Source organism: Echinicola salinicaeni (assembly GCF_014280965.1).
In the GTDB taxonomy this organism is placed as follows: Bacteria; Bacteroidota; Bacteroidia; order Cytophagales; family Cyclobacteriaceae; genus Echinicola; species Echinicola salinicaeni.
Window position 1 is genome coordinate 87,827 of record NZ_JACODZ010000003.1, and the last position, 19,742, is coordinate 107,568.

The 19,742-nt window shown below is 39.6% G+C and carries 15 protein-coding genes; 11 read left to right on the forward strand and 4 right to left on the reverse strand.

The window, feature by feature from the left end:
- Window positions 1–132: 132 nt before the first annotated feature.
- Both H7U17_RS06185 and H7U17_RS06190 read left to right on the forward strand, forming a co-directional pair.
- The gene (locus tag H7U17_RS06185) at window positions 133–1,848 is read left to right on the forward strand and encodes a sensor histidine kinase (RefSeq protein WP_230981289.1); all 1,716 of its coding nucleotides are present in this window, start codon (window positions 133–135) and stop codon (window positions 1,846–1,848) included.
- Window positions 1,845–2,543 (forward strand): response regulator transcription factor, encoded by a 699-nt coding sequence (locus H7U17_RS06190; protein ID WP_186755796.1) that lies wholly within the window; start codon window positions 1,845–1,847, stop codon window positions 2,541–2,543. The genes H7U17_RS06185 and H7U17_RS06190 overlap by 4 nt, the downstream gene beginning before the upstream one ends.
- Window positions 2,544–2,619: 76 nt before the next feature.
- Here the strand turns inward: H7U17_RS06190 and queG are convergent, their stop codons facing one another.
- Both queG and ruvB read right to left on the reverse strand, forming a co-directional pair.
- The gene (queG, locus tag H7U17_RS06195; RefSeq protein WP_186755797.1) at window positions 2,620–3,558 is read right to left on the reverse strand and encodes a tRNA epoxyqueuosine(34) reductase QueG; all 939 of its coding nucleotides are present in this window, start codon (window positions 3,556–3,558) and stop codon (window positions 2,620–2,622) included.
- A gap of 38 nt (window positions 3,559–3,596) precedes the next feature.
- Complete coding sequence (ruvB, locus tag H7U17_RS06200; RefSeq protein ID WP_186755798.1) at window positions 3,597–4,637, reverse strand: Holliday junction branch migration DNA helicase RuvB; 1,041 nt, start codon at window positions 4,635–4,637, stop codon at window positions 3,597–3,599.
- Window positions 4,638–4,770: 133 nt separating this feature from the next.
- Between ruvB and H7U17_RS06205 the strand changes: the two genes are divergently transcribed.
- Window positions 4,771–5,835: an FAD:protein FMN transferase gene (locus H7U17_RS06205; RefSeq protein WP_186755799.1), complete on the forward strand. Its 1,065-nt coding sequence runs from the start codon at window positions 4,771–4,773 to the stop codon at window positions 5,833–5,835.
- 104 nt (window positions 5,836–5,939) lie between these two features.
- Window positions 5,940–6,671: a ZIP family metal transporter gene (locus H7U17_RS06210; protein ID WP_186755800.1), complete on the forward strand. Its 732-nt coding sequence runs from the start codon at window positions 5,940–5,942 to the stop codon at window positions 6,669–6,671.
- Between the two features lie 7 nt (window positions 6,672–6,678).
- Here the strand turns inward: H7U17_RS06210 and H7U17_RS06215 are convergent, their stop codons facing one another.
- Complete coding sequence (locus H7U17_RS06215) at window positions 6,679–7,059, reverse strand: hypothetical protein (RefSeq protein WP_186755801.1); 381 nt, start codon at window positions 7,057–7,059, stop codon at window positions 6,679–6,681.
- A gap of 270 nt (window positions 7,060–7,329) precedes the next feature.
- Here H7U17_RS06215 and H7U17_RS06220 point away from each other — a divergent pair, with 270 nt between their 5' ends.
- From H7U17_RS06220 to H7U17_RS06240, 5 genes are all read left to right on the forward strand, one after another.
- Window positions 7,330–7,587 carry a DUF4212 domain-containing protein gene (locus H7U17_RS06220; protein WP_186755802.1) on the forward strand — a complete coding sequence of 86 codons (258 nt, stop codon included), beginning with the start codon at window positions 7,330–7,332 and terminating at the stop codon, window positions 7,585–7,587.
- A 30-nt stretch (window positions 7,588–7,617) separates the two neighbouring features.
- Window positions 7,618–9,321 (forward strand): sodium:solute symporter family protein, encoded by a 1,704-nt coding sequence (locus tag H7U17_RS06225; protein WP_186755803.1) that lies wholly within the window; start codon window positions 7,618–7,620, stop codon window positions 9,319–9,321.
- 226 nt (window positions 9,322–9,547) lie between these two features.
- The gene (gene acs, locus H7U17_RS06230; RefSeq protein ID WP_186755804.1) at window positions 9,548–11,446 is read left to right on the forward strand and encodes an acetate--CoA ligase; all 1,899 of its coding nucleotides are present in this window, start codon (window positions 9,548–9,550) and stop codon (window positions 11,444–11,446) included.
- Window positions 11,447–11,772: 326 nt separating this feature from the next.
- A complete protein-coding gene (locus tag H7U17_RS06235) occupies window positions 11,773–13,719 on the forward strand; it encodes a DUF294 nucleotidyltransferase-like domain-containing protein (protein ID WP_186755805.1) in 1,947 nt (648 codons plus the stop codon).
- Window positions 13,720–14,394: a 3'-5' exonuclease gene (locus tag H7U17_RS06240; protein WP_186755806.1), complete on the forward strand. Its 675-nt coding sequence runs from the start codon at window positions 13,720–13,722 to the stop codon at window positions 14,392–14,394.
- 65 nt (window positions 14,395–14,459) lie between these two features.
- Here the strand turns inward: H7U17_RS06240 and H7U17_RS06245 are convergent, their stop codons facing one another.
- Window positions 14,460–15,848 carry a DUF4403 family protein gene (locus H7U17_RS06245; protein WP_186755807.1) on the reverse strand — a complete coding sequence of 463 codons (1,389 nt, stop codon included), beginning with the start codon at window positions 15,846–15,848 and terminating at the stop codon, window positions 14,460–14,462.
- A gap of 283 nt (window positions 15,849–16,131) precedes the next feature.
- Here H7U17_RS06245 and ytxJ point away from each other — a divergent pair, with 283 nt between their 5' ends.
- The gene (gene ytxJ, locus H7U17_RS06250; protein ID WP_186755808.1) at window positions 16,132–16,470 is read left to right on the forward strand and encodes a bacillithiol system redox-active protein YtxJ; all 339 of its coding nucleotides are present in this window, start codon (window positions 16,132–16,134) and stop codon (window positions 16,468–16,470) included.
- Between the two features lie 200 nt (window positions 16,471–16,670).
- Window positions 16,671–19,553, forward strand: coding sequence for an outer membrane beta-barrel protein (locus H7U17_RS06255; protein WP_186755809.1), 2,883 nt, complete (start codon window positions 16,671–16,673; stop codon window positions 19,551–19,553).
- Window positions 19,554–19,742 lie beyond the last annotated feature (189 nt).

The following is a 19,742-nucleotide window of genomic DNA, read 5'->3' on the forward strand; positions in this document are numbered from 1 at the left end:
TAAATTAAATCGATATGTTGATGTGTATAAATGTACCTGATTTCGAAATAAAATTCTATATGAGGGCTGTTAAGCCTTGTTAAAAATTGTTAAGGTTCCGGTATACTCCATATTTACCAGTAAATTTGTATTATGTCTAAGACAAAAATGAAAATTGTAATTCTGCTCATGTCCCTTGCTTGCTTGGGTTTGGTGGCTTTCCAATATTATTGGGTAGCTAATGCCATCAAGATCAACCAAGAGCGTTTTGAACAGAATGTGTACCAGTCTTTGGCGGCCAGTATTGCAAAATTGGAGAAGGGAGAGACCAGTGAGATTATTCTTAATGCCATGGCCAGGGATAGTAGTTTCCAACAGGCCTTGTTCCAAAAGATTGAGCCGATCGAATTTAATATTAAGAGGCAGGTTTCCATTGAGCGAAGACCTTCCGTATTGGATTCACTGTTTAAGGAAAAAGTGCCTCAGGTTTCTCAGACCTTCAGGAGGATGATTGCCTCCAGAAATGGAAAGCCTCAAGATCAGTTTGAATTGCAAAAGTATTTTGAGCTTCCTCCATCCATAGCCAGTCAAATATTTACACCTGATGAAATGGTTATCTATCTTCAGGAAAAAGAAAAATACCTGGAGTTTGTAGCTAAGCGTGACAGTTTTGCATTGGTTCAGGATTATGGCTTCAATCGGGAGGCTTTGATTACAGAGGAATATAATATCTCAGAAAACGCTGCCGAAAATATTGTGAAGGCCAATAAAAAAATCGAATTGGTCGAAGTGGTGATGACCCAGCTATTGGCTGATGCTAAGATTAATATTTTAAATAGGGTAGATACGGCTGCCTTACATAGGGATATTAAGTCGCAACTTGATAAAAGGGGGATAAGAGGTCATTTTGAACTCGCAATATTGGATTATGAAAATTCCTTGATCGGGATCAATAATATTGATGATCCTAAATTCTTTTTGAAAAATGGATTGAAAGCAGAGCTGTTTCCCGGTGATCTAGTTGGGAAGGAGAATTTCATGATGATCAATTTTCCATCTAAAAATGGATTTTTGCTCAGCCAGATTTGGTTGCCTCTATCGAGCTCGCTGGTGTTTCTACTGATTATCATATTCTGCTTTGTGTATGCCATAAAGGTGATTATCAGACAGAAAAAGCTTTCCGAGACCAAGAATGATTTTATCAATAATATGACCCATGAGTTCAAGACACCTATTGCTACGGTTAGTTTGGCGGTGGAGGCATTGCAAGACCCTGAGTTGGTCAATCAGGATACTTTTAGAAATAGGTATTTGGGAATTATTAAGGATGAAAACAAGCGCTTGGGCAGTCAAGTGGAAAAAGTGCTACAGGCTGCAGCGCTGGACAAGAAAGATTTCAAATTGAAATTTGAACAAGTGGACCTGGTGAGCCTCTTAGAGGATGCAAAGAAACACTTTGAATTACAAGTAGAGAAAAAGGGTGGTGTGATTAAGATGGAGTTGGATGTGGAGGACCCTTTTCTGCAGGCAGATGCATTCCATTTGTCCAATATTATCAATAATCTATTGGATAACGCGAATAAATACTCCAAAGAAGAGCCAAAGATTTTAATTAAATTGGTCGAGCATTCAGATGGATTTACCATCACCATAAAAGATAATGGGATGGGGATGTCCAAAGATTCCGTCAAGAAGATTTTCGATAAATTTTATCGTGTTCCTACCGGCAATGTTCATGATGTAAAGGGATTTGGATTGGGATTGGCTTATGTCAAAACCATGGTGGAGGAGCATCATGGAGAGATTTTTGTTGAAAGTGAAATAAATAAAGGAAGTACATTTACCATCAATTTACCCCGAAAAAAATGAGTAAAGCTAGACTTTTGGTTGTAGAAGACGACCCGAATTTGGGAGATATCCTTCAAGAATATTTGAGCATGAAAGGATATGATACCACTCTATGTAGAGATGGAGAGGAGGGCTGGAACCAATTCAAGAAAGATAAATTTGATCTTTGTATATTGGACATCATGATGCCCAAAAAAGATGGTTTCACACTTGGGAAAGATATTAAGAAGATACAGGAGGATATTTCCATTATTTATCTTACCGCCAAAAACATGAAAGATGATGTGATCGAGGGGCTGAAGATCGGTGCCGATGATTATATCACTAAACCATTTAGTATGGAGGAATTGCTGTTGCGTATAGGGGCCATTCTTAGAAGAACCCAAAAAGGCAATGAAGCACCTGCAAGTTTGAAGAATTATAATTTGGGCGATTTGGTCCTGCACTATGATGAGCAAATGTTGGAAAGTCCTCAGGGCAAGCATAAGCTGACTTCCAAGGAAAATGAATTGCTGAGGCTTTTGGCTTCTGAGCTGAACAAGCCGGTGAACCGTAGCTATGCCTTAAAGCAGATTTGGGGAGATGATAGTTATTTTAATGCGCGAAGTATGGATGTTTATTTGAGTAAAATCAGAAAGTTGTTGAAAGCGGATCCCAAAGTGCAGATTATCACCATTCACGGGGAAGGTTTTAAGATGGTAGTAAAAGAAGCCTAATTATCAACAATAAAAAACAGGAGCTACAATTCACTTGCAGCCCCTGTTTTTTATGTCTATTTCTACTCAGGTAGATTTATTTTTCTTTCTTTAAAAATTGAATATTCCTTTGGAGACCTTTTAGCTTAGTTCGTTTAACTGCTGATTTTTGAAATACTTTGCTGAATGTTTCTTGGGTGATTTCTTCCCAATCTTTATTGGTCATTTCCTGAAGTTCTGGATGGGGTAGAAATTCCTTTTCCTGATGGGGTTTTGAGAAGCGGTTCCAAGGACATACATCCTGGCATATATCGCAGCCAAACATCCAATTTTCAAATTTTCCCTTCATGGAACTAGGAAGCTCATCTTTTAGCTCTATAGTAAAATAGGAAATGCATTTGGATCCATCCACCACACCGGCTTGAACAATTGCATCTGTTGGGCAGGCATCTATACATCGTGTGCAGCTGCCGCAGAAGTCTTTGGTTATGGGGGCGTCTGGGCTTGCTTCAAGGTCAATAATAAGCTCAGCCAAGAAGAAAAAACTGCCCATCTTCCTATTGAGTAATAAGCTGTTTTTGCCCTGCCAGCCTAGACCGGATTTTTGGGCCCACTGTCGTTCCATCACTGGAGCAGAATCCACAAAGGCCCGACCTCCAATGTCTCCAATAACCTCTTTAAGCCTTTCTAAAAAGATTTTCAATTTATCTTTAATGACAAAATGGTAATCCTTACCATAGGCATATTTGGCGATTTTATAATGCTCACTTTCTTCTGGAAGCTTTTCTTCCGGGTAATAATTATAAATCAAGCTGACCACTGTCTGTGCCCCTTCTACCAGTTTGCGAGGATCAAGCCTTTTATCAAAATGATTGGCCATATAGCCCATTGCTCCATGGTAGTTGTGGTTCAGCCAAGCTTCTAGCTTTGGGGCTTCTTCTTCGAGAAATTCTGCCTTGGCGATACCACAATATTCAAAGCCAAGTTCTTTGGCCAGTTGTTTTATGGTAGCGGCATTTTTCTCGTATTGGTTCATGGGAAGCGGTTATTTGGCAGAGTAATCAAGTGATTAGCCTATTGGTCACCGAATAAAGGTCCGTTCTGTACACCAAAATTGGGACGGATATTAAGATGTTTATAGGCCAGTTCAGTCGCAACCCTACCTCTTGAGGTTCTTTTAAGGTAGCCTTCTTGAATCAAAAATGGTTCATAGACTTCTTCGATGGTCTCACTTTCCTCACTGCAAGCAGTGGCAATGGTGGAGATACCTACTGGGCCACCTTTAAATTTATCAATGATGGTCATGAGGATACGGTTATCCATCTCGTCTAGGCCATTTTCATCAACATCCAAAGCGTCCAAGCCCATCTTTGCAATGTCTATTGTAATGGTTCCATTTCCCTTGATGTCCGCAAAATCGCGTGTTCTACGCAAAAGCGTATTGGCAATCCTAGGAGTGCCACGGCTTCTTCTGGCAATTTCATAGGCAGCGATCTCGTCGATAGGAGCCCCAAGGATATTGGCAGATCTAGTTACGATGGTCGTGAGCAATTTGGCGTCATAATATTCCAAACGGGCATTAATGCCAAATCTGGCCCTTAAAGGAGAAGTCAAAAGCCCTGATCGGGTAGTTGCTCCTATAAGGGTAAAAGGGTTTAAGGAAATCTGAACTGAGCGGGCATTAGGGCCAGAGTCCAGCATGATATCGATGCGGAAATCCTCCATGGCAGAATAAAGGTATTCTTCTACCACTGGATTTAAACGGTGAATCTCATCAATGAAAAGCACATCGCCCTCATCTAAATTGGTCAGTAAGCCTGCAAGATCGGAAGGCTTGTCCAATACTGGTCCTGAGGTGATCTTTAAACTGCTTTCCAATTCATTGGAGATAATATGGCTCAAAGTAGTCTTTCCTAAACCTGGAGGGCCATGCAGAAGAACGTGATCCAGTGGCTCTCCCCTTTTTCGGGCAGCAAGCACAAATACCTGGATATTGTCCACGATTTTTTGCTGACCGGTAAAGTCATCAAAGCTGAGCGGACGCAGGGCTTTTTCAATTTCCCTGTCGGTATGGCTCATATTATCATTTTCGCCGCTTAGATAGTCTTCTCTCATATTCTCCTTTTTCCTTGGGTACAAATATAGAAAAATCAAAGTAGGAAAAAGTCAGTACACATGGACTTGTGACAGACTTTTGGGGACAATTAAAAAAATAAAAATTAACTTTCGGGAAAATTCCCTGATTTACATGCAAAAGAACGCCAGAAAAAACATTATTTATTCCATCATCCTACTTTTGGTGGTTTTCTTAGTATATCTCTATAGACAGAATCAAATGGCTCCAAAAGCTCCTGAGCCGGAAAAAGAAGGTAAAATGGTCATCACTGGCCAAACAATGGGCACATCTTATAGGATTGTTTACCTGGATTTGGAAAATAGGGATTTTACGGCATCGGTGGATTCCCTTTTGGGAGTTTTTAATGAATCATTGTCCACTTATATTCCTGAATCTGAGCTTAGCCGTTTTAATCAGGGCGATACCTTGTTTTTTGATTTGAAGTTTTTCCCTTCCATACTGGAAAGAAGTAAGGAAATTAATCAACAGACTTCAGGCGCTTTTGATCCAACTGTTGGGCCATTGGTCAATGTTTGGGGTTTCGGGCCAGAGGGAGCAAGTCCAAAGGATAGTGTTAATATCGGTGCATTGCTGCAGACGGTAGGCTATGACAAGATCCTGTTTGATGAAGAGAAGGTTTGGAAAACACAGCCTGAAGTTTATTTGGATTTCAGTGCGATAGCCAAGGGCTATGGAGTAGATGTGGTGGCTTCTTTTTTAAAGGAAAAGGGAGTCAAGGATATGTTGGTGGAAATTGGTGGAGAGTTAGTGGCTAAGGGTAGCAATGAAAACGGGGAATTATGGAAAGTAGGAGTAAACCAGCCAAGTGAAGATATTAGCAATAATGATATTTATAGTATTATAGCATTGGATAATCGTGGTATGGCCACTTCTGGAAATTATAGGAATTATTATATAAAGGATAGCGTTAGGTACTCTCATACTATTGATCCTAAAACCGGTTATCCAGTAAATCACCAATTATTGTCAGCTACAGTTTTGGCAAAGGACTGTATGACAGCAGATGCCGTTGCTACGGCCATGATGGTGATGGGCACTGAAAAGGCAATAGCACTACAGGAAAAGATGACGGATGTCGATGTTTTTCTCATTTATGATGAAGAAGGGGAAATGAAAACCTTTGTCAGTGAAAAGCTGAAGCCTTTCGTTTCCTATATCAAGGGACAAGAGAATTAAAGCTGTTATTTGGCTGTTGTCCTTTTGATTAAGATTTTAAATTATCTGGGGTTTTATTCCTGATTCAAATTATGAATAAGAGGGATAATCATATTTAATAACCTATGATTGGAAAATTTTTAATACTTTTTTTTTCTGCCCTAATTGCGGGTTTGCTAGCTTATGCTGTGCCAAAGTGGAAGGAAAAGAGTTTCAAGCTAATATTGGTTTTTGCTGGATCTTATCTGTTTTCTATTACAGTCTTACATATACTGCCAGAGTTGTTTGCCAATAGGGACTCAGCTTATTATATGGGCTTATATGTATTGATAGGTTTTCTATTGCAACAAGTATTGGAATTCCTGTCTTCAGGAATAGAACATGGTCATATCCACCATCACGGTACAGGCAAGAATACGGTTTGGATGGTGATGATAGGTTTGTCCTTGCATGCTTTTTTAGAGGGGACCTTGTTGAGTCAACAGCCTTCTCTTTCAGGTCACCATCATGGTACAGAAAGTTTATTATTGGGGATTATCATGCATAAGGCCCCTGCAGCTTTTGCTTTGGTAGCGGTATTGATGAATAACCTGAAGAGGAATATGGTTTTATTGCTGTTATTGATTTTTGCTTTGGCTTCTCCAATGGGAATGCTTTCAAGCCAGTTTCTTTTTGCGAAAAATATAATGGGGGCCGAAACTATAGATATTTTATTTGGTTTGGTTGCAGGTGGCTTCCTTCATATTTCTACAACTATTTTCTTTGAAAGTAGTCCACACCACAAATTCCATTTGAATAGATTATTGTTGAGTATCCTTGCTGCTTTATTGGCCATAGCCACCGAATATTTGATTTAAAGATTGCTTAGGGGCAATTTGTGTCTGAAAAAGCCTTGACTACCATGGCGGGGAGATTATACGGTGCATATAGGGCTTGACAAATAACTGGCTTGCTTAATCCTGAATCCATTTCCGGATCAAAATCCCTGACATTATAATGTCCGCTGGTGATATGCTGAATACCAGTGTTCGGGATTAATTTGATCACATTTTTGTAACTGTTTCCGTCGTAATAGGTGATGTTTTTTCCAATACCACCTGGGCTAATGATTTCTGCCAAAATAAAATCAGAACACTGTTCAGGCCCTATAATATTCGCTTGGATGCAGGAAGGAAAATCATCTTCATTTTTGCAGGAAATAAGGCCTAAGACTATTGAAAAAAGTAATGGGCAAAAAGTTTTCATAATTCAGGTTATTGTTTTGCTGTATATTATTGAGACGGTAGCTTTATCTTTTCTGCTACAGTAAGGGAGTTTTTTAACCATATTTTCTCTTTTTGGACTTTCGTGAAGAAAAATGTTTGGTAATGGTCTGGATAATCAGAGTATTTGTTGTTATTTAAAGGTTTGGTGTAGGGCAGATAGCGTTGTGTTATTGATATTCGAAAGGATCGTTTGTCTGTGTGCTCTATACTTGAAGTCTTTTAATTTAACCCCAAATACCCTTTTTATAACATGACTCATCAAGAAAAAATGAAGGCTTACTGGAGGAAGAATGTGAAAATTCTTTTGTCTCTTTTAGTAGTCTGGTTTTGCGTATCATTTGGATGCGGTATTTTATTAGTAGATTTTTTTAATCAGTGGCATATAGGAGGTTTTAAGCTGGGATTTTGGTTTGCCCAGCAAGGCTCCATTTATGTTTTTGTGTTGTTGATTTTTGTTTATGTCTGGCTTTTGAACAGGCTGGACAGGGAATTTGATGTACACGAATAAATTTTTCTAGCACAGTAAAATAATTAAATCATGGATATTTTAGTTTGGACTTATATTCTAGTGGGGCTTTCTTTTGCCCTTTATATAGGTATAGCGATTTGGACCAGGGCTGGTTCTACCAAAGAATTTTATGTTGCAGGAGGGGGAGTGTCTCCATTGGCAAATGGGATGGCAACAGGGGCTGACTGGATGTCTGCTGCTTCATTTATTTCAATGGCAGGGGTGATTTCCTTTGCAGGCTATGATGGCTCCGTTTATTTGATGGGGTGGACAGGAGGTTATGTGCTGCTGGCCCTGTTATTGGCTCCCTATCTGCGTAAGTTTGGAAAGTTTACAGTGCCTGATTTTGTTGGGGATCGTTATTATTCCAATAAGGCAAGAGTAGTGGCCGTTATTTGCGCTATTTTTATTTCGTTTACCTATGTGGCTGGTCAAATGCGAGGAGTAGGAATCGTATTTTCTAGGTACTTGGAAGTAGATATTAATACTGGCGTGGTTATCGGGATGTGTATCGTGTTTTTCTATGCGGTCTTGGGAGGTATGAAAGGGATTACTTATACTCAGGTAGCCCAATATTGTGTGCTGATTTTTGCTTTTATGGTGCCTGCTATTTTTGTTTCCATGCAGTTGACCAGCAATCCTATTCCGCAGCTTGGACTGGGAGGGACTGTGTCAGATGGGACTTTTCTATTGGATAAGTTGGATGGTGTATTGACCGAATTAGGTTTTAACGCATATACTACTGGGCAAAAACCCATGATTGATATGTTTGCCATTACATTGGCTTTGATGGTGGGAACCGCTGGTTTGCCACATGTGATTGTCCGGTTTTTTACAGTGCCTAGAGTGAAGGATGCCAGATTATCGGCAGGGTATGCGCTGGTTTTTATTGCGATCTTGTATACTACTGCTCCTGCTGTGGCAGCTTTTGGGATATATAATGCTATTGATTCAGTAGCTGAGAAACCTGTGAATGATTTACCTGAGTGGGTACAGAATTGGCAACAGACCCAATTGATACAAATTGATGATAAGAATGGTGATGGTATGGTACAGTACCTTGCTGAGGCAGAGAAAAATGAATTGACCATTGATAAAGATATCATGGTATTGGCGAATCCGGAGATAGCAGAATTGCCCAATTGGGTGGTGGGATTGGTCGCTGCAGGAGGAATGGCGGCAGCACTATCCACTGCAGCAGGTTTGCTTTTGGTAATCTCGACCTCTGTGTCGAGGGATCTGGTGAAAAATTTCAATCCGGGAATTTCTGATAAAAAAGAATTGATGATCGCTAGGGCTGCTGCTGCGGTAGCCGTGGTAGTGGCGGGGTATTTTGGTGTTAACCCTCCTGGTTTTGTTGCCCAAGTGGTGGCTTTTGCCTTTGGCTTGGCAGCAGCATCTTTTTTTCCTGTGATAATTATGGGAATTTTCTCCAAAAGGATGAACAAGGAAGGAGCCATAGCAGGAATGTTAACAGGTTTGGTCTTTACACTGTCCTATATCATATATTTTAAGTTTGGTACAGATTTATTCGGTGTTCCAGCAGCGCATTTAACTGCTGAAAATTGGCTGTTTGGAATTTCTCCCGAGGGAATTGGCTCAGTAGGGATGTTATTGAATTTTATAGTGGGTTTTGTGGTATCCATGGTGACGCCTGCCCCTCCAGTAGCTGTCCAAGAGATGGTGGAAGACATTCGAATTCCCCGGGGAGCTGGAGAGGCCCAGTCCCATTAGATTTTTGTTAAATATTATTAATTTGATATCTATTTGGGCTTCCAATCGTTATATTTTATTAAATAATCGGAATGATTTTATATGTGGAGATTTATTATGGGGATAAGTGGTCTTTTTCAAAATATTTCTTTAACGTATTATTTGTTTTTCGAAATATTAGAAATAGCTTGAGGATCCAAAAAGGATAAAACGAATTAATAATACAACCTAAAATTTAATTTATAACATGAGTGATAGAATCCACACCCTTAGTGGTTATTTTCATGAATATCAAAAAAGTGTTACAGAACCGGAACAGTTTTGGGCGAGGATAGCAGATTCCTTTCACTGGAAAAAGCGATGGGATAAAGTGTTAGATTGGAATTTTGAAGGCCCAGATGTGAAATGGTTTGTAAATGGTAAACTCAACATCACCGAAAATATACTAGAAAGACACCTATTTATTATGGGTGATCGCCCTGCCATTATTTGGGAACCTAATGATCCCAATGAAGAAGGCAGGACTTTAACCTACAGAGAACTATATCATGCTGTTTGCCGATTTTCCAATGCCTTAAAAGCAAAAGGAATTGGTAAAGGAGATAAGGTTATCATTTATATGCCCATGGTGCCAGAGGCGGCGATTGCTATGTTGGCTTGTGCCAGAATTGGAGCGGTTCATTCTGTAGTCTTTGCTGGTTTTTCCAGTAATGCCCTCGCGGATAGAATCAATGACTGCGAAGCTAAGGCAGTATTGACCTCAGATGGAAACTTCCGAGGTGCAAAAAAGATAGCTGTGAAGGCCGTGGTCGATGAGGCTTTGGAGAGGACGAGCACAGTAGAGACTGTTGTGGTTTATAGAAGGACCAAGCAAGAGGTGAATATGGTAGAGGGAAGAGATATTTGGTGGAATGATGCCATTGCAGGTCAGCCTGACACCAATGAGGCAGAAGTAATGGACAGCGAGGATATGCTATTTATCCTTTATACTTCAGGATCTACTGGTAAGCCAAAAGGAGTGGTGCACACTACTGCCGGTTATATGGTTTACTCCAAATACTCATTTGAAAATGTATTCCAATATTCACCAGGTGATGTCTACTGGTGTACAGCAGATATTGGTTGGATAACCGGTCACTCTTATATAGTTTATGGTCCATTATTGGCTGGGGCAACCTCTATTATGTTTGAGGGAGTTCCGACCTACCCTGATGCTGGAAGATTTTGGGCTGTGGTAGATAAATACAAGGTCAATCAGTTTTATACTGCTCCTACTGCTATCAGGGCATTGGAAGCACATGGTACTAAGCCTATTGAGCCATATAAATTGGATAGCCTCAAAGTGTTAGGTTCCGTAGGAGAGCCTATCAATGAAGAAGCTTGGCACTGGTATCATACCCATATTGGTAAAAACAGGTGTCCAATAGTAGATACTTGGTGGCAAACCGAAACAGGTGGAATTATGGTGTCTCCATTAGCGGGAGTTACCCCGACCAAGCCGGCTTATGCTACCCTACCACTGCCAGGTGTTCAATTGGCCATTGTTGATCCCGAAGGAAAAGAGCTGAAAGGAAATTCAGTAGAGGGCAATCTTTGCGTGAAATTCCCTTGGCCTGGTATGATTAGGACGACCTATGGAGATCATGAGCGTTGTAAGCAGACTTATTTTTCTACCTATAAAGGTATGTATTTTACAGGTGATGGAGTCAAAAGGGATCATGATGGGTATTACAGAATACTTGGTAGGGTAGATGATGTTATCAATGTTTCCGGTCATAGGATGGGTACTGCTGAGGTGGAGAATGCCATCAACGAGCATCCTAAAGTGATCGAATCTGCAGTAGTGGGGTATCCTCATGAGGTCAAAGGACAAGGAATCTATGCCTATGTAATCTGTGATATGAAAAATAGGACAGAGGAAAACCTTAAAGGAGAGATCAAGGACACCATTAGTAAAATCATTGGGCCTATTGCCAAGCCAGACAAAATCCAGATTGTACCGGGATTGCCTAAAACCCGTTCTGGTAAAATCATGAGAAGAATCTTAAGAAAGGTAGCAGAGGGAGCCATGGATAATATGGGTGACACCTCTACTCTATTGGATCCAGCTGTAGTAGATGAAATCATTAAAGGTAGGGTAGAGTAAATATCGAATGATAAGAATTTGGAGCCGTTTCTTCATTAAGAAACGGCTTTTTGTTTTTTGCCCTAACTATTTAGCAGGAACCACAATAACTTTTTCCGATCAAGCTTTGAGCCTAGCGACTTATTAAAAGCATTTTCATTCTGTGATAGATCTGCTAATGCATATTTCGAATTTAATGAACTGTAGTCAATTTACGTTCTGCTTTCCATAACCTTTCTTTCTTCATACTTTTACCTTTCAGCGGTTTTTAAGTAGATTGCCTGCTAATAGGAGCCATGCATGGGTAATCTACCTATATATATGCAAATAGCCCAAAATCAATAACCATGTCAAACGTCATTGTCAATAGGGTAAAGGAGTTTTTATTTCAATATCCTCCCTTCAGTTTTCTTTCAGATGAGCTTTTGGAAAGCGTAGCCAAAGAAGTGGAGTTGATGTATTTCAGCAGGGAAGAATATATTTTTCGGAAAGGGAACCTGGCCAATCCTCATTTTTTTGTTCTGAAAGAGGGGTCCGTTTACCTGACAGAAGAAGATTCGGGGAAGATGGTAGTGAAGGATTATTGTGATGAAGGAGACGTATTTGGAGTAATGGCCCTGTTAGGAAACAGACCTTATGTTTTAAATGCCTATGCGGCTGAGGATAGCCTTTTGTATGCCGTTCCGGTAGATGTTTTTAATAAGATTTTAAAGGGAAATAGTGAGGTCAGTTTATATTTTGCAGCGGGATTTGCCGCTGGCCAAGTAGTTGTAAGGACAGATCTTTCCCAATCTCAGAAGGCAAGAAAATTATTCAAGGATGCTTCCTCAGACCATGGTCTCTCTTTGTTTTTGGAAAATGGGAAGGTCAATTTCCCTACGGAGGTACTAAGCTGTCAAAAAGGTGCCAAGATCAGTGAGGCGGCACAGATGATGCATGATATGGATGTGGGGTCTATTGTGGTGCTGGATCATCAGGATCACCCGATTGGTATTATTACAGATAAGGATCTTAGAAATAGAGTGGTGGCCACGGGCTTGTCCGTGGATGCCAAGGTGGAGGAAATAATGACCTCTCCGGTGATGACCATGCATCATAAAAGTAATTTCCCCAGCCTTTATTTGATGATGATCAAGCATCATCTCCACCATTTAATTTTAACGGAAGATGGTACAGATCAAAGCAAGATAACAGGGATTCTTTCTGATCATGATGTATTCTTATCTCAAGGTAACAGCCCTGCGGTCTTAATACATGCTTTGATGAATACTTGGGAGGTAGATGAGATGAAAGTAATTAGGGACCGAGCAGAAAACCTACTTGCCTATTATTTGGAAAATGAAGTAGCCATCGATTTTATCGCAAATATTATTTCTGAAGTAAATGATGTGATCATTAGAAGGGCGATTTTATTGGCCAAGAAAAAATTAGACTCCAAATATCCTAAAGCTTCCAAGGTTCCTTTTTGCTTTCTGTCTTTGGGAAGTGAAGGCAGGCAGGAGCAGTTGCTCAGGACAGACCTGGACAATGCTTTGGTCTATGAAGATGTGGAGGATGACGAAAAAGAGGAAACCAAGGCCTATTTTCTACAACTTTCTCAGGAGATTATTGATGTTTTACTGGCCTGTGGCTTTCACCCTTGCCCAAGTAAGGTCATGGCTAATAATCCAAAATGGTGTAATTCTCTTTCAACTTGGGAGGCATATTTCAGTGAATGGGTAAATTTACCGGATGAGGAATCCTTGATCAAAGCGACTATCTTTTTTGATTTTAGGCCGGTATATGGAAATAAGAAACTTGCTGAGGCAATGACTGAACATATTTTCAAGGCAATAGATAAAAGAGAAGTGTTTATGAGCTTTTTAGCCAATAATGCCTTGTTGAATCCTCCTCCTTTGGGTTTTTTCAGGAATTTTATTGTAGAAAAATCTGGGGAGCATAAGGACCAGTTTGATATTAAATTGAGGGCCATGCTGCCTTTGGCCGATGCAGCAAGGTTACTGATTTTGAGCCACAGGCAAAAGGGCGTAAATAATACTTTTAAAAGATTCGAACTATTGGCAGAATTGGAACCTCAAAATGCTGAGGTTTTTAGGGAAGCAGGAAAGGCTTACGAAATATTTTTGCGCTTAAGAGGCTTGGAAGGCATAGGCTCTAATTCCTCAGGAAGATATATCAGTCCTAGCTCTTTAGGGAAGCTTCAGCGCCAAATGTTAAAAAATGCCTTTTCCCCTATTCGTCAAATTCAGGAAATGTTGGCATTAAGGTTTCAAACTGATTTTATAGATAGGTAAATGAGTTGGCTGGATATTTTTCGAAAAAAACAGGAAAAAATTCCTGAAGTGAATCAATATGAGGCATTGTTTGATACTGAGCTGTCCAAGAAAACACCGATTAAAGACCTTTCCTTTGTGGTTTTGGATACGGAAACTACAGGCTTGGATGTGAAAAATGATCATGTTTTGGCCTTTGGTGGAATAAAAATTATTAATGAGCGAATCAAGGTAGATACAAGTATGGAAAGCCTATTGTTTTCTACCAAGCAAAATGTGTCCAGCATAAAAATTCATGAAATCATTCAGTCCAATGATGCCATGCCCATTGATGATTTTGTGAAGCTACTGCTGCCTTATTTGAGTACACATATTATGGTGGCCCATCATGCTGGCTTTGACCAAGCCATGTTGGAAAAATTAGTAAAACCATATGGACTTAGAAAAATCTTAAATCCTGTAGTGGATACGGGAGACCTAGCAATACGAATAGAGCATGGCATGCCCTATGATCCCAATCGTATCAACTTGAAGGACTATAGCTTGGATGCTTTGTGCGAAAGGTATAAAATTCCCATCCACGATCGGCATACTGCTGCTGGTGATGCGTTTTTGACCGCCCAGTTATTGCTGAAGCTGCTGAAAGAGGCTGACAAAAAAGGGATTAAGACCTATGGGGATTTGATGCGTTATTAAAGAGAGTACTAAGATGCTAGTATTTAGTAGCAATATTAGCGAAAAGAGGAAAGAAAATTCCACTTTTAATCCTTGAGCTTTACTTCCATCTGTCCTGTTGATTTAAGGTATAGTCTGATGTCTTCCTTGGTGGTATAAATTCCTTCCACATCAAAGGCAGGTCGGATCACCCTGAAAGAAGCAAATTTGGTGTCTATATAGCCCTGCTGCTGCAATTCCATTCGGGCTTCTTTGATATAATTCCCAATTGGGTAGCTGGCATATTTTTGGATTTCTTCCAGTAATTGCCCTTGCTTCATCCAGCTGGCACTATTGGCCAAAATATTTTTTGTGTTGATGTCAAAGTCGATGTCCTCGAAAACAATAGCTTCTCGCAATGGGTCGTAAGTTGGTTTTCCGACTAAATAGATATTGCCTGAGATATTTTTCTTGCCCGTTCTATTGACCACAAAGTCCACCTTCACCAAAGCCTTATTGCCAAAGTTTTGGGTTTTAAATGCTTTTGGGATGAGGTGGGTGCTTGCATCCATCTTGAAGGATTGGTCCGCCAACATATCATTAAGGTATTTGTCCATATCCTGATAGGGTATAGATAGTGGCAAGGTAATGTCAAGGTAATTCTCACTATCATCATTGAAGTAAAGTCGTGGCAAAGGACTCAGCTCAACGAGGGGTTCTGAGCCTATTTGGGTAAATACCTCTCCTTCTATTCCTATGGTTAGCTCAAGCTTTTGATCTGTAGTGAATTGTTCTTTGACTTTTATTTTATGAGGAACAGTATATACATAGGCATCAAATCCCTCATGTTCAATTTTTACCGGTCTGCCATAGGCTTCCCAGGTTTCCTGAATCATGTCCCTAAAACTAATTCTGGTAAGATTATCTCCCGTAAGTTGGTCGTCCAGCATCTTTTCAACATGCTTTTCCAATAGGGGTTCCAGGTCAATTTCATAACCTAGCAAATTGTATTTGAGTGACCTTCCCCAGCTCTTAATATTTATATTGGAAATACCGATATCCCAATTTCTGCCAATTTCCGGGATAAAGCTAACCCTAGGTTTCAAGCCTTCATCAAAGGGGATTGCAGTGGAAATGGTCTGTCCGAAAAGCTTCTTTTCTATATTGATTTTGCCTTTTAACTTAAGTGGCATTTCTATTTCCAATTGCTTTGGTCCAGAAGCGCTGAGTGCAATATCTCCGGTTCTGTTTACGTTCAAGTCGGCTATAAAGCCATTGCCCATGTCCAGTCCTTGTTCGCTATAGAGCAATTGACTTAATTCCTTATTGAGGTTTTTTTCTATGTAGGCAAGTGGGATTTCTAGAGGTACATTGACTTTAGAAATGGCTTCTGGAAGAACAACAGGAGCTCCTTCATATTGTGGCTTTTCTGGATTGATTCCCTTACAGGAAATGATCAGCAATATCAAGCTGAAAACAAATAGATTACTTTTCATAATGGACATTTCAGGCCTACAAGAATAATAAATCATTTGGACTTTGGGGAGCAAGTGGTGAAGTCTTTGCCATTATTATGCCTTAAATTTTCTTAAATGCTATAATGGGGTGATTTAAAGGTGTTTGCTTGATGGGGAGCTATAACTTGTAGAGTGATAAAAAAAATGATCCCCCAAAAAGTTAAGAAGTTACTTCTAGGTTTATTTTGTTGATTTCCATTATCTTCGAACCAAAATACCCCTCAAGCTTGTTAGGGCTAGAAGAAAAGAAAAATTGAATAATATGGCTTGGAAATCAATTGATAATTTGGAGCAAATCCAACAGCTGAAAGAAGAAAGCAAAAAACAACCGGTTTTGATCTTTAAACATTCTACCAGCTGCTCCATCAGTGGCATGGCTTGGAACCGTTTACAGCGAAATTGGCAGGACAAGGATTTTGAAAAGGTAAGCCCTTATATTTTAGATCTATTGAGCTATAGAGAAATATCAAATGCCATAGCAGAAGAGTTTGCTGTAGAGCATGAGTCTCCACAAGTCATCCTAGTAAAGGATGGAATGGCGTATTACGATAATAGTCATATGGGGATCAATTATCAGGATATCATCGGCCAGGTAGGCTAATTATCCAATTGTCTCAAAAATAAACTCAAGGTGCCTTCAAAATCTGATGGCGCCTTTTTATTTTTCAAATAAGTATAGCTCTCCTTTAAATCTATTTTTTACCATCCTTCAATAAAAACTGGTAACTAGGTATAAATTTCATGCCTAGCATTAAACGTCTGTAGCATGCTGATGTCTAATAAGCATCAAATTCACAATTTATGAAACAGACAATTACAATCTTAATTTTTGGATTAGCGTTTATTTTAACTTCTTTTCAGTCTTCGGCTCAGCAGAATGGAGGAAGAATGAGAGGGACACGCGGTATAGGCTCATTTAGTATAACAGGGACTGTCTTGGATGCAGAATCTAAGGAGCCTTTGATCGGTGCCAATATTATGGTGAAAACAGAGGCCGATAGCCTAATGGCTGCAGCTGTTACGGATGAGCAGGGAGGTTTTTCCATTTCCAGGCCCAAGGTTCCTCGTCTAATTGTAGAAATTTCATATATAGGTTATACCAAATTGAGAAAAGTGGTAGAACAGCGTGGTCCTGTGGATTTGGGAGCGCTAGGTTTGATGGAGGATAGCAATGAACTGGGGGAGGTTTTGGTAGAAGGCCAAGTGCCAGTGGGGGAAATGAAAGGAGATACAGCTGTATTCAATGCGGCGGCTTTTAAGACCAAAGAAAATGGTTATGCTGAAGACCTGATTAAGAAAATTCCTGGTGTGGTAATAGAAAACGGTAAGATTCAGGCCCAGGGTGAGGATGTGCAAAAGGTCTTGGTAGATGGTAGGGAGTTTTTTGGAAATGATCCCAATATTGCCTTGAAAAATCTTCCTTCAAATATGATTGACCAAGTGGAGATTTTGGATCAAAAATCAGATCAATCTAGACTTACTGGCTTGGATGATGGCAATTATGCCAAGACCATTAATATCATCACCAAGGGAGATATGCGCAATGGTTATTTTGGAAGGCTGTATGGTGGATATGGAACAGATGAACGATATACTGCAGGTGGTAATATCAATCTTTTTAAGGGGGATAAAAGAATTTCCATCATCGGTTTATCCAATAATATCAACCAACAGAACTTCTCCTCCCAGGATTTGCTTGGGGTATCTGGAGGAGTGGGTGGTGGCCGTTCTAGAAGACGTGGAGGTGGTGGAGGAAATGATAACTTCCTCACTGGAAATAATAATGGAATTGCCAATACAAATTCTTTAGGTTTAAACTACAGTGATAAGTGGGGTGATAAAATCAATTTTACAGGAAGCTATTTTTTCAATCATTCAAATAGTAACCTTATTCAAAATACGAATACTGAAACGGTAATTTCTGAGGATAGGAGACAGTATTACCAAGAAGATCTGCTACGTAATACCAAGAATGAAAATCATAGGGTCAATGCTAAAATCGAATATGATATAGATGAAAAAAATTCATTAATTATCAGTCCAAGTATGAGATGGCAGAATAACAAAATGTTCAGTGATGAATATGGCCTGAATTTGGATCAGGGCTTAGATTCTTTGAGTGCAGCAAAGACCATTAATAATAGGCTGACCGATGGTTATAATATCTCCAATAACCTTACCTATCGCTATAAGTTTGATAAGCGAGGGAGGACCATTAGTACCAATTTTTATACTGGGCTGAATAAAAGGGACCAGTTTTCAGATTTGTTGATGGCCAACCGTGATTTTGTCCGAAGTGCTGTGGATACCGTTTTCCAAGAAAGTAATGCACTGTCAGATGGGTTTAACTATCGGGCGAATATTACCTATACCGAGCCTATAAGTGAAAAATCCATTATGTCCCTTAATTATCAGATCGGAAATAATAAAAGTGCCGCTGACCAGAAAACCTTTGTTTTAATGGAAGAGCAAAATCTGATGGTTTTGGATACAGCTCTGAGTAATGAGTTTGACAATAAATTCACCACTCAAAAAGCAGGTGTGGGTTATCGCTTCGGTGATAATGGCCTCAATATTAATTTTAATGTGGATTACCAAAATGCCCAGCTGAACAATCAAGCAGTTTTTCCTGAGGAAGGGACTTTCAAAAGAAGTTTTAATAATTTCCTGCCCAATGCCAGTATCTCATTTAGGGACAGGGATAGTGGAAAGAATATGCGGTTCCGCTATAGAACCAGCACCAATGAGCCTAGCGTCAACCAACTGCAAAATGTGATCAATAATAATAATCCTTTACAGCTGAGTGTGGGAAACCCAAATTTGGGACAGAGCTATAATCATAATTTTTTTATGAACTATGGGAAATTTGATATGGAAAAGTCCAAAACCATGTTTTTGTTTGCCACAGGATCATTTACCAATAACTATTTAGGAACCCATACCTATGTGGCAGAAAAAGACACCTTGATCAATGGGGAAGTGCTTTTAAGAAAAGGAGGTCAGATCACCCAGCCTATTAATTTGAATGGAAACTGGAATGCTAGGCTGTTTTTTAATTACGGAACGCCTATGGAGAAATTGAAGTCGAATTTAAATCTCAATTCCAGTGTGAGTTATAACAGAACTCCCGGTATGATCAATAATGAACTGAATTATAATAACAATATTGGCTTGACTCAGCGCTTGTCCTTAACCAGTAATATTTCAAAAGATATTGATTTTACTGTTTCTACTGCTGCGACTTACAGTATAGTAAAGAGCAGTTTGCAAAGTAATTTGGACAATAATTACTACCAGCAAAACTCAAACTTACAATTGTATTACTCACCAAATGATGGAAAATTGTTCTTCAATACCACCTTGGCCAATACCCTTTATGCTGGATTGTCAGAAGGTTTTGACCAGAGTGTCTGGTTATGGAATATTGAAGGGGGATATCGGTTCTTAAAAGATAATAAGGGAGAATTAAAATTGTCCATTTTTGATATTTTGGGTCAAAATCAAAGTGTAAACAGGTCAGTTTCTGATGTGACAGTTTCTGATGTTTATTCGAATGTATTGACCAGTTATGGTTTAGTGACCTTTACCTATATCATAGGTAAGTTTAAAAAATCTGATGAAGATGAAAGAGGGGGGAGGTTTAGACGGTTTGGCCCATCTCCAGGAGGGGCCAGGACTTGGTAAGTCAAGAGACTTGTCGTTATGCTTAATAAATGTCGGACACTGCATCTTACATTTTTCTGTCATACCGACCGAGTTTTTATGAGCATAGTTGGGTGGTGTGGAATTTTATAGATTATGCCAAATCAAAAATATCCGGAGAAAAGTAAATCTCCGGATATTTTTACAGTTACTAAGTTTGAAGGATCGAAT

Bases quoted from the DNA above. Each gene is read 5' to 3' on its own strand.
- H7U17_RS06245 (WP_186755807.1), bottom strand. From the start codon at position 15,848: ATGAAAAGTAATCTATTTGTTTTCAGCTTGATATTGCTGATCATTTCC.
- acs (WP_186755804.1), top strand. From the start codon at position 9,548: ATGAGTGATAGAATCCACACCCTTAGTGGTTATTTTCATGAATATCAA.
- H7U17_RS06255 (WP_186755809.1), top strand. From the start codon at position 16,671: ATGAAACAGACAATTACAATCTTAATTTTTGGATTAGCGTTTATTTTA.
- H7U17_RS06190 (WP_186755796.1), top strand. From the start codon at position 1,845: ATGAGTAAAGCTAGACTTTTGGTTGTAGAAGACGACCCGAATTTGGGA.
- ruvB (WP_186755798.1), bottom strand. From the start codon at position 4,637: ATGAGAGAAGACTATCTAAGCGGCGAAAATGATAATATGAGCCATACC.
- H7U17_RS06220 (WP_186755802.1), top strand. From the start codon at position 7,330: ATGACTCATCAAGAAAAAATGAAGGCTTACTGGAGGAAGAATGTGAAA.
- H7U17_RS06225 (WP_186755803.1), top strand. From the start codon at position 7,618: ATGGATATTTTAGTTTGGACTTATATTCTAGTGGGGCTTTCTTTTGCC.
- H7U17_RS06185 (WP_230981289.1), top strand. From the start codon at position 133: ATGTCTAAGACAAAAATGAAAATTGTAATTCTGCTCATGTCCCTTGCT.
- H7U17_RS06215 (WP_186755801.1), bottom strand. From the start codon at position 7,059: ATGAAAACTTTTTGCCCATTACTTTTTTCAATAGTCTTAGGCCTTATT.
- H7U17_RS06210 (WP_186755800.1), top strand. From the start codon at position 5,940: ATGATTGGAAAATTTTTAATACTTTTTTTTTCTGCCCTAATTGCGGGT.
- H7U17_RS06235 (WP_186755805.1), top strand. From the start codon at position 11,773: ATGTCAAACGTCATTGTCAATAGGGTAAAGGAGTTTTTATTTCAATAT.
- H7U17_RS06240 (WP_186755806.1), top strand. From the start codon at position 13,720: ATGAGTTGGCTGGATATTTTTCGAAAAAAACAGGAAAAAATTCCTGAA.
- queG (WP_186755797.1), bottom strand. From the start codon at position 3,558: ATGAACCAATACGAGAAAAATGCCGCTACCATAAAACAACTGGCCAAA.
- ytxJ (WP_186755808.1), top strand. From the start codon at position 16,132: ATGGCTTGGAAATCAATTGATAATTTGGAGCAAATCCAACAGCTGAAA.
- H7U17_RS06205 (WP_186755799.1), top strand. From the start codon at position 4,771: ATGCAAAAGAACGCCAGAAAAAACATTATTTATTCCATCATCCTACTT.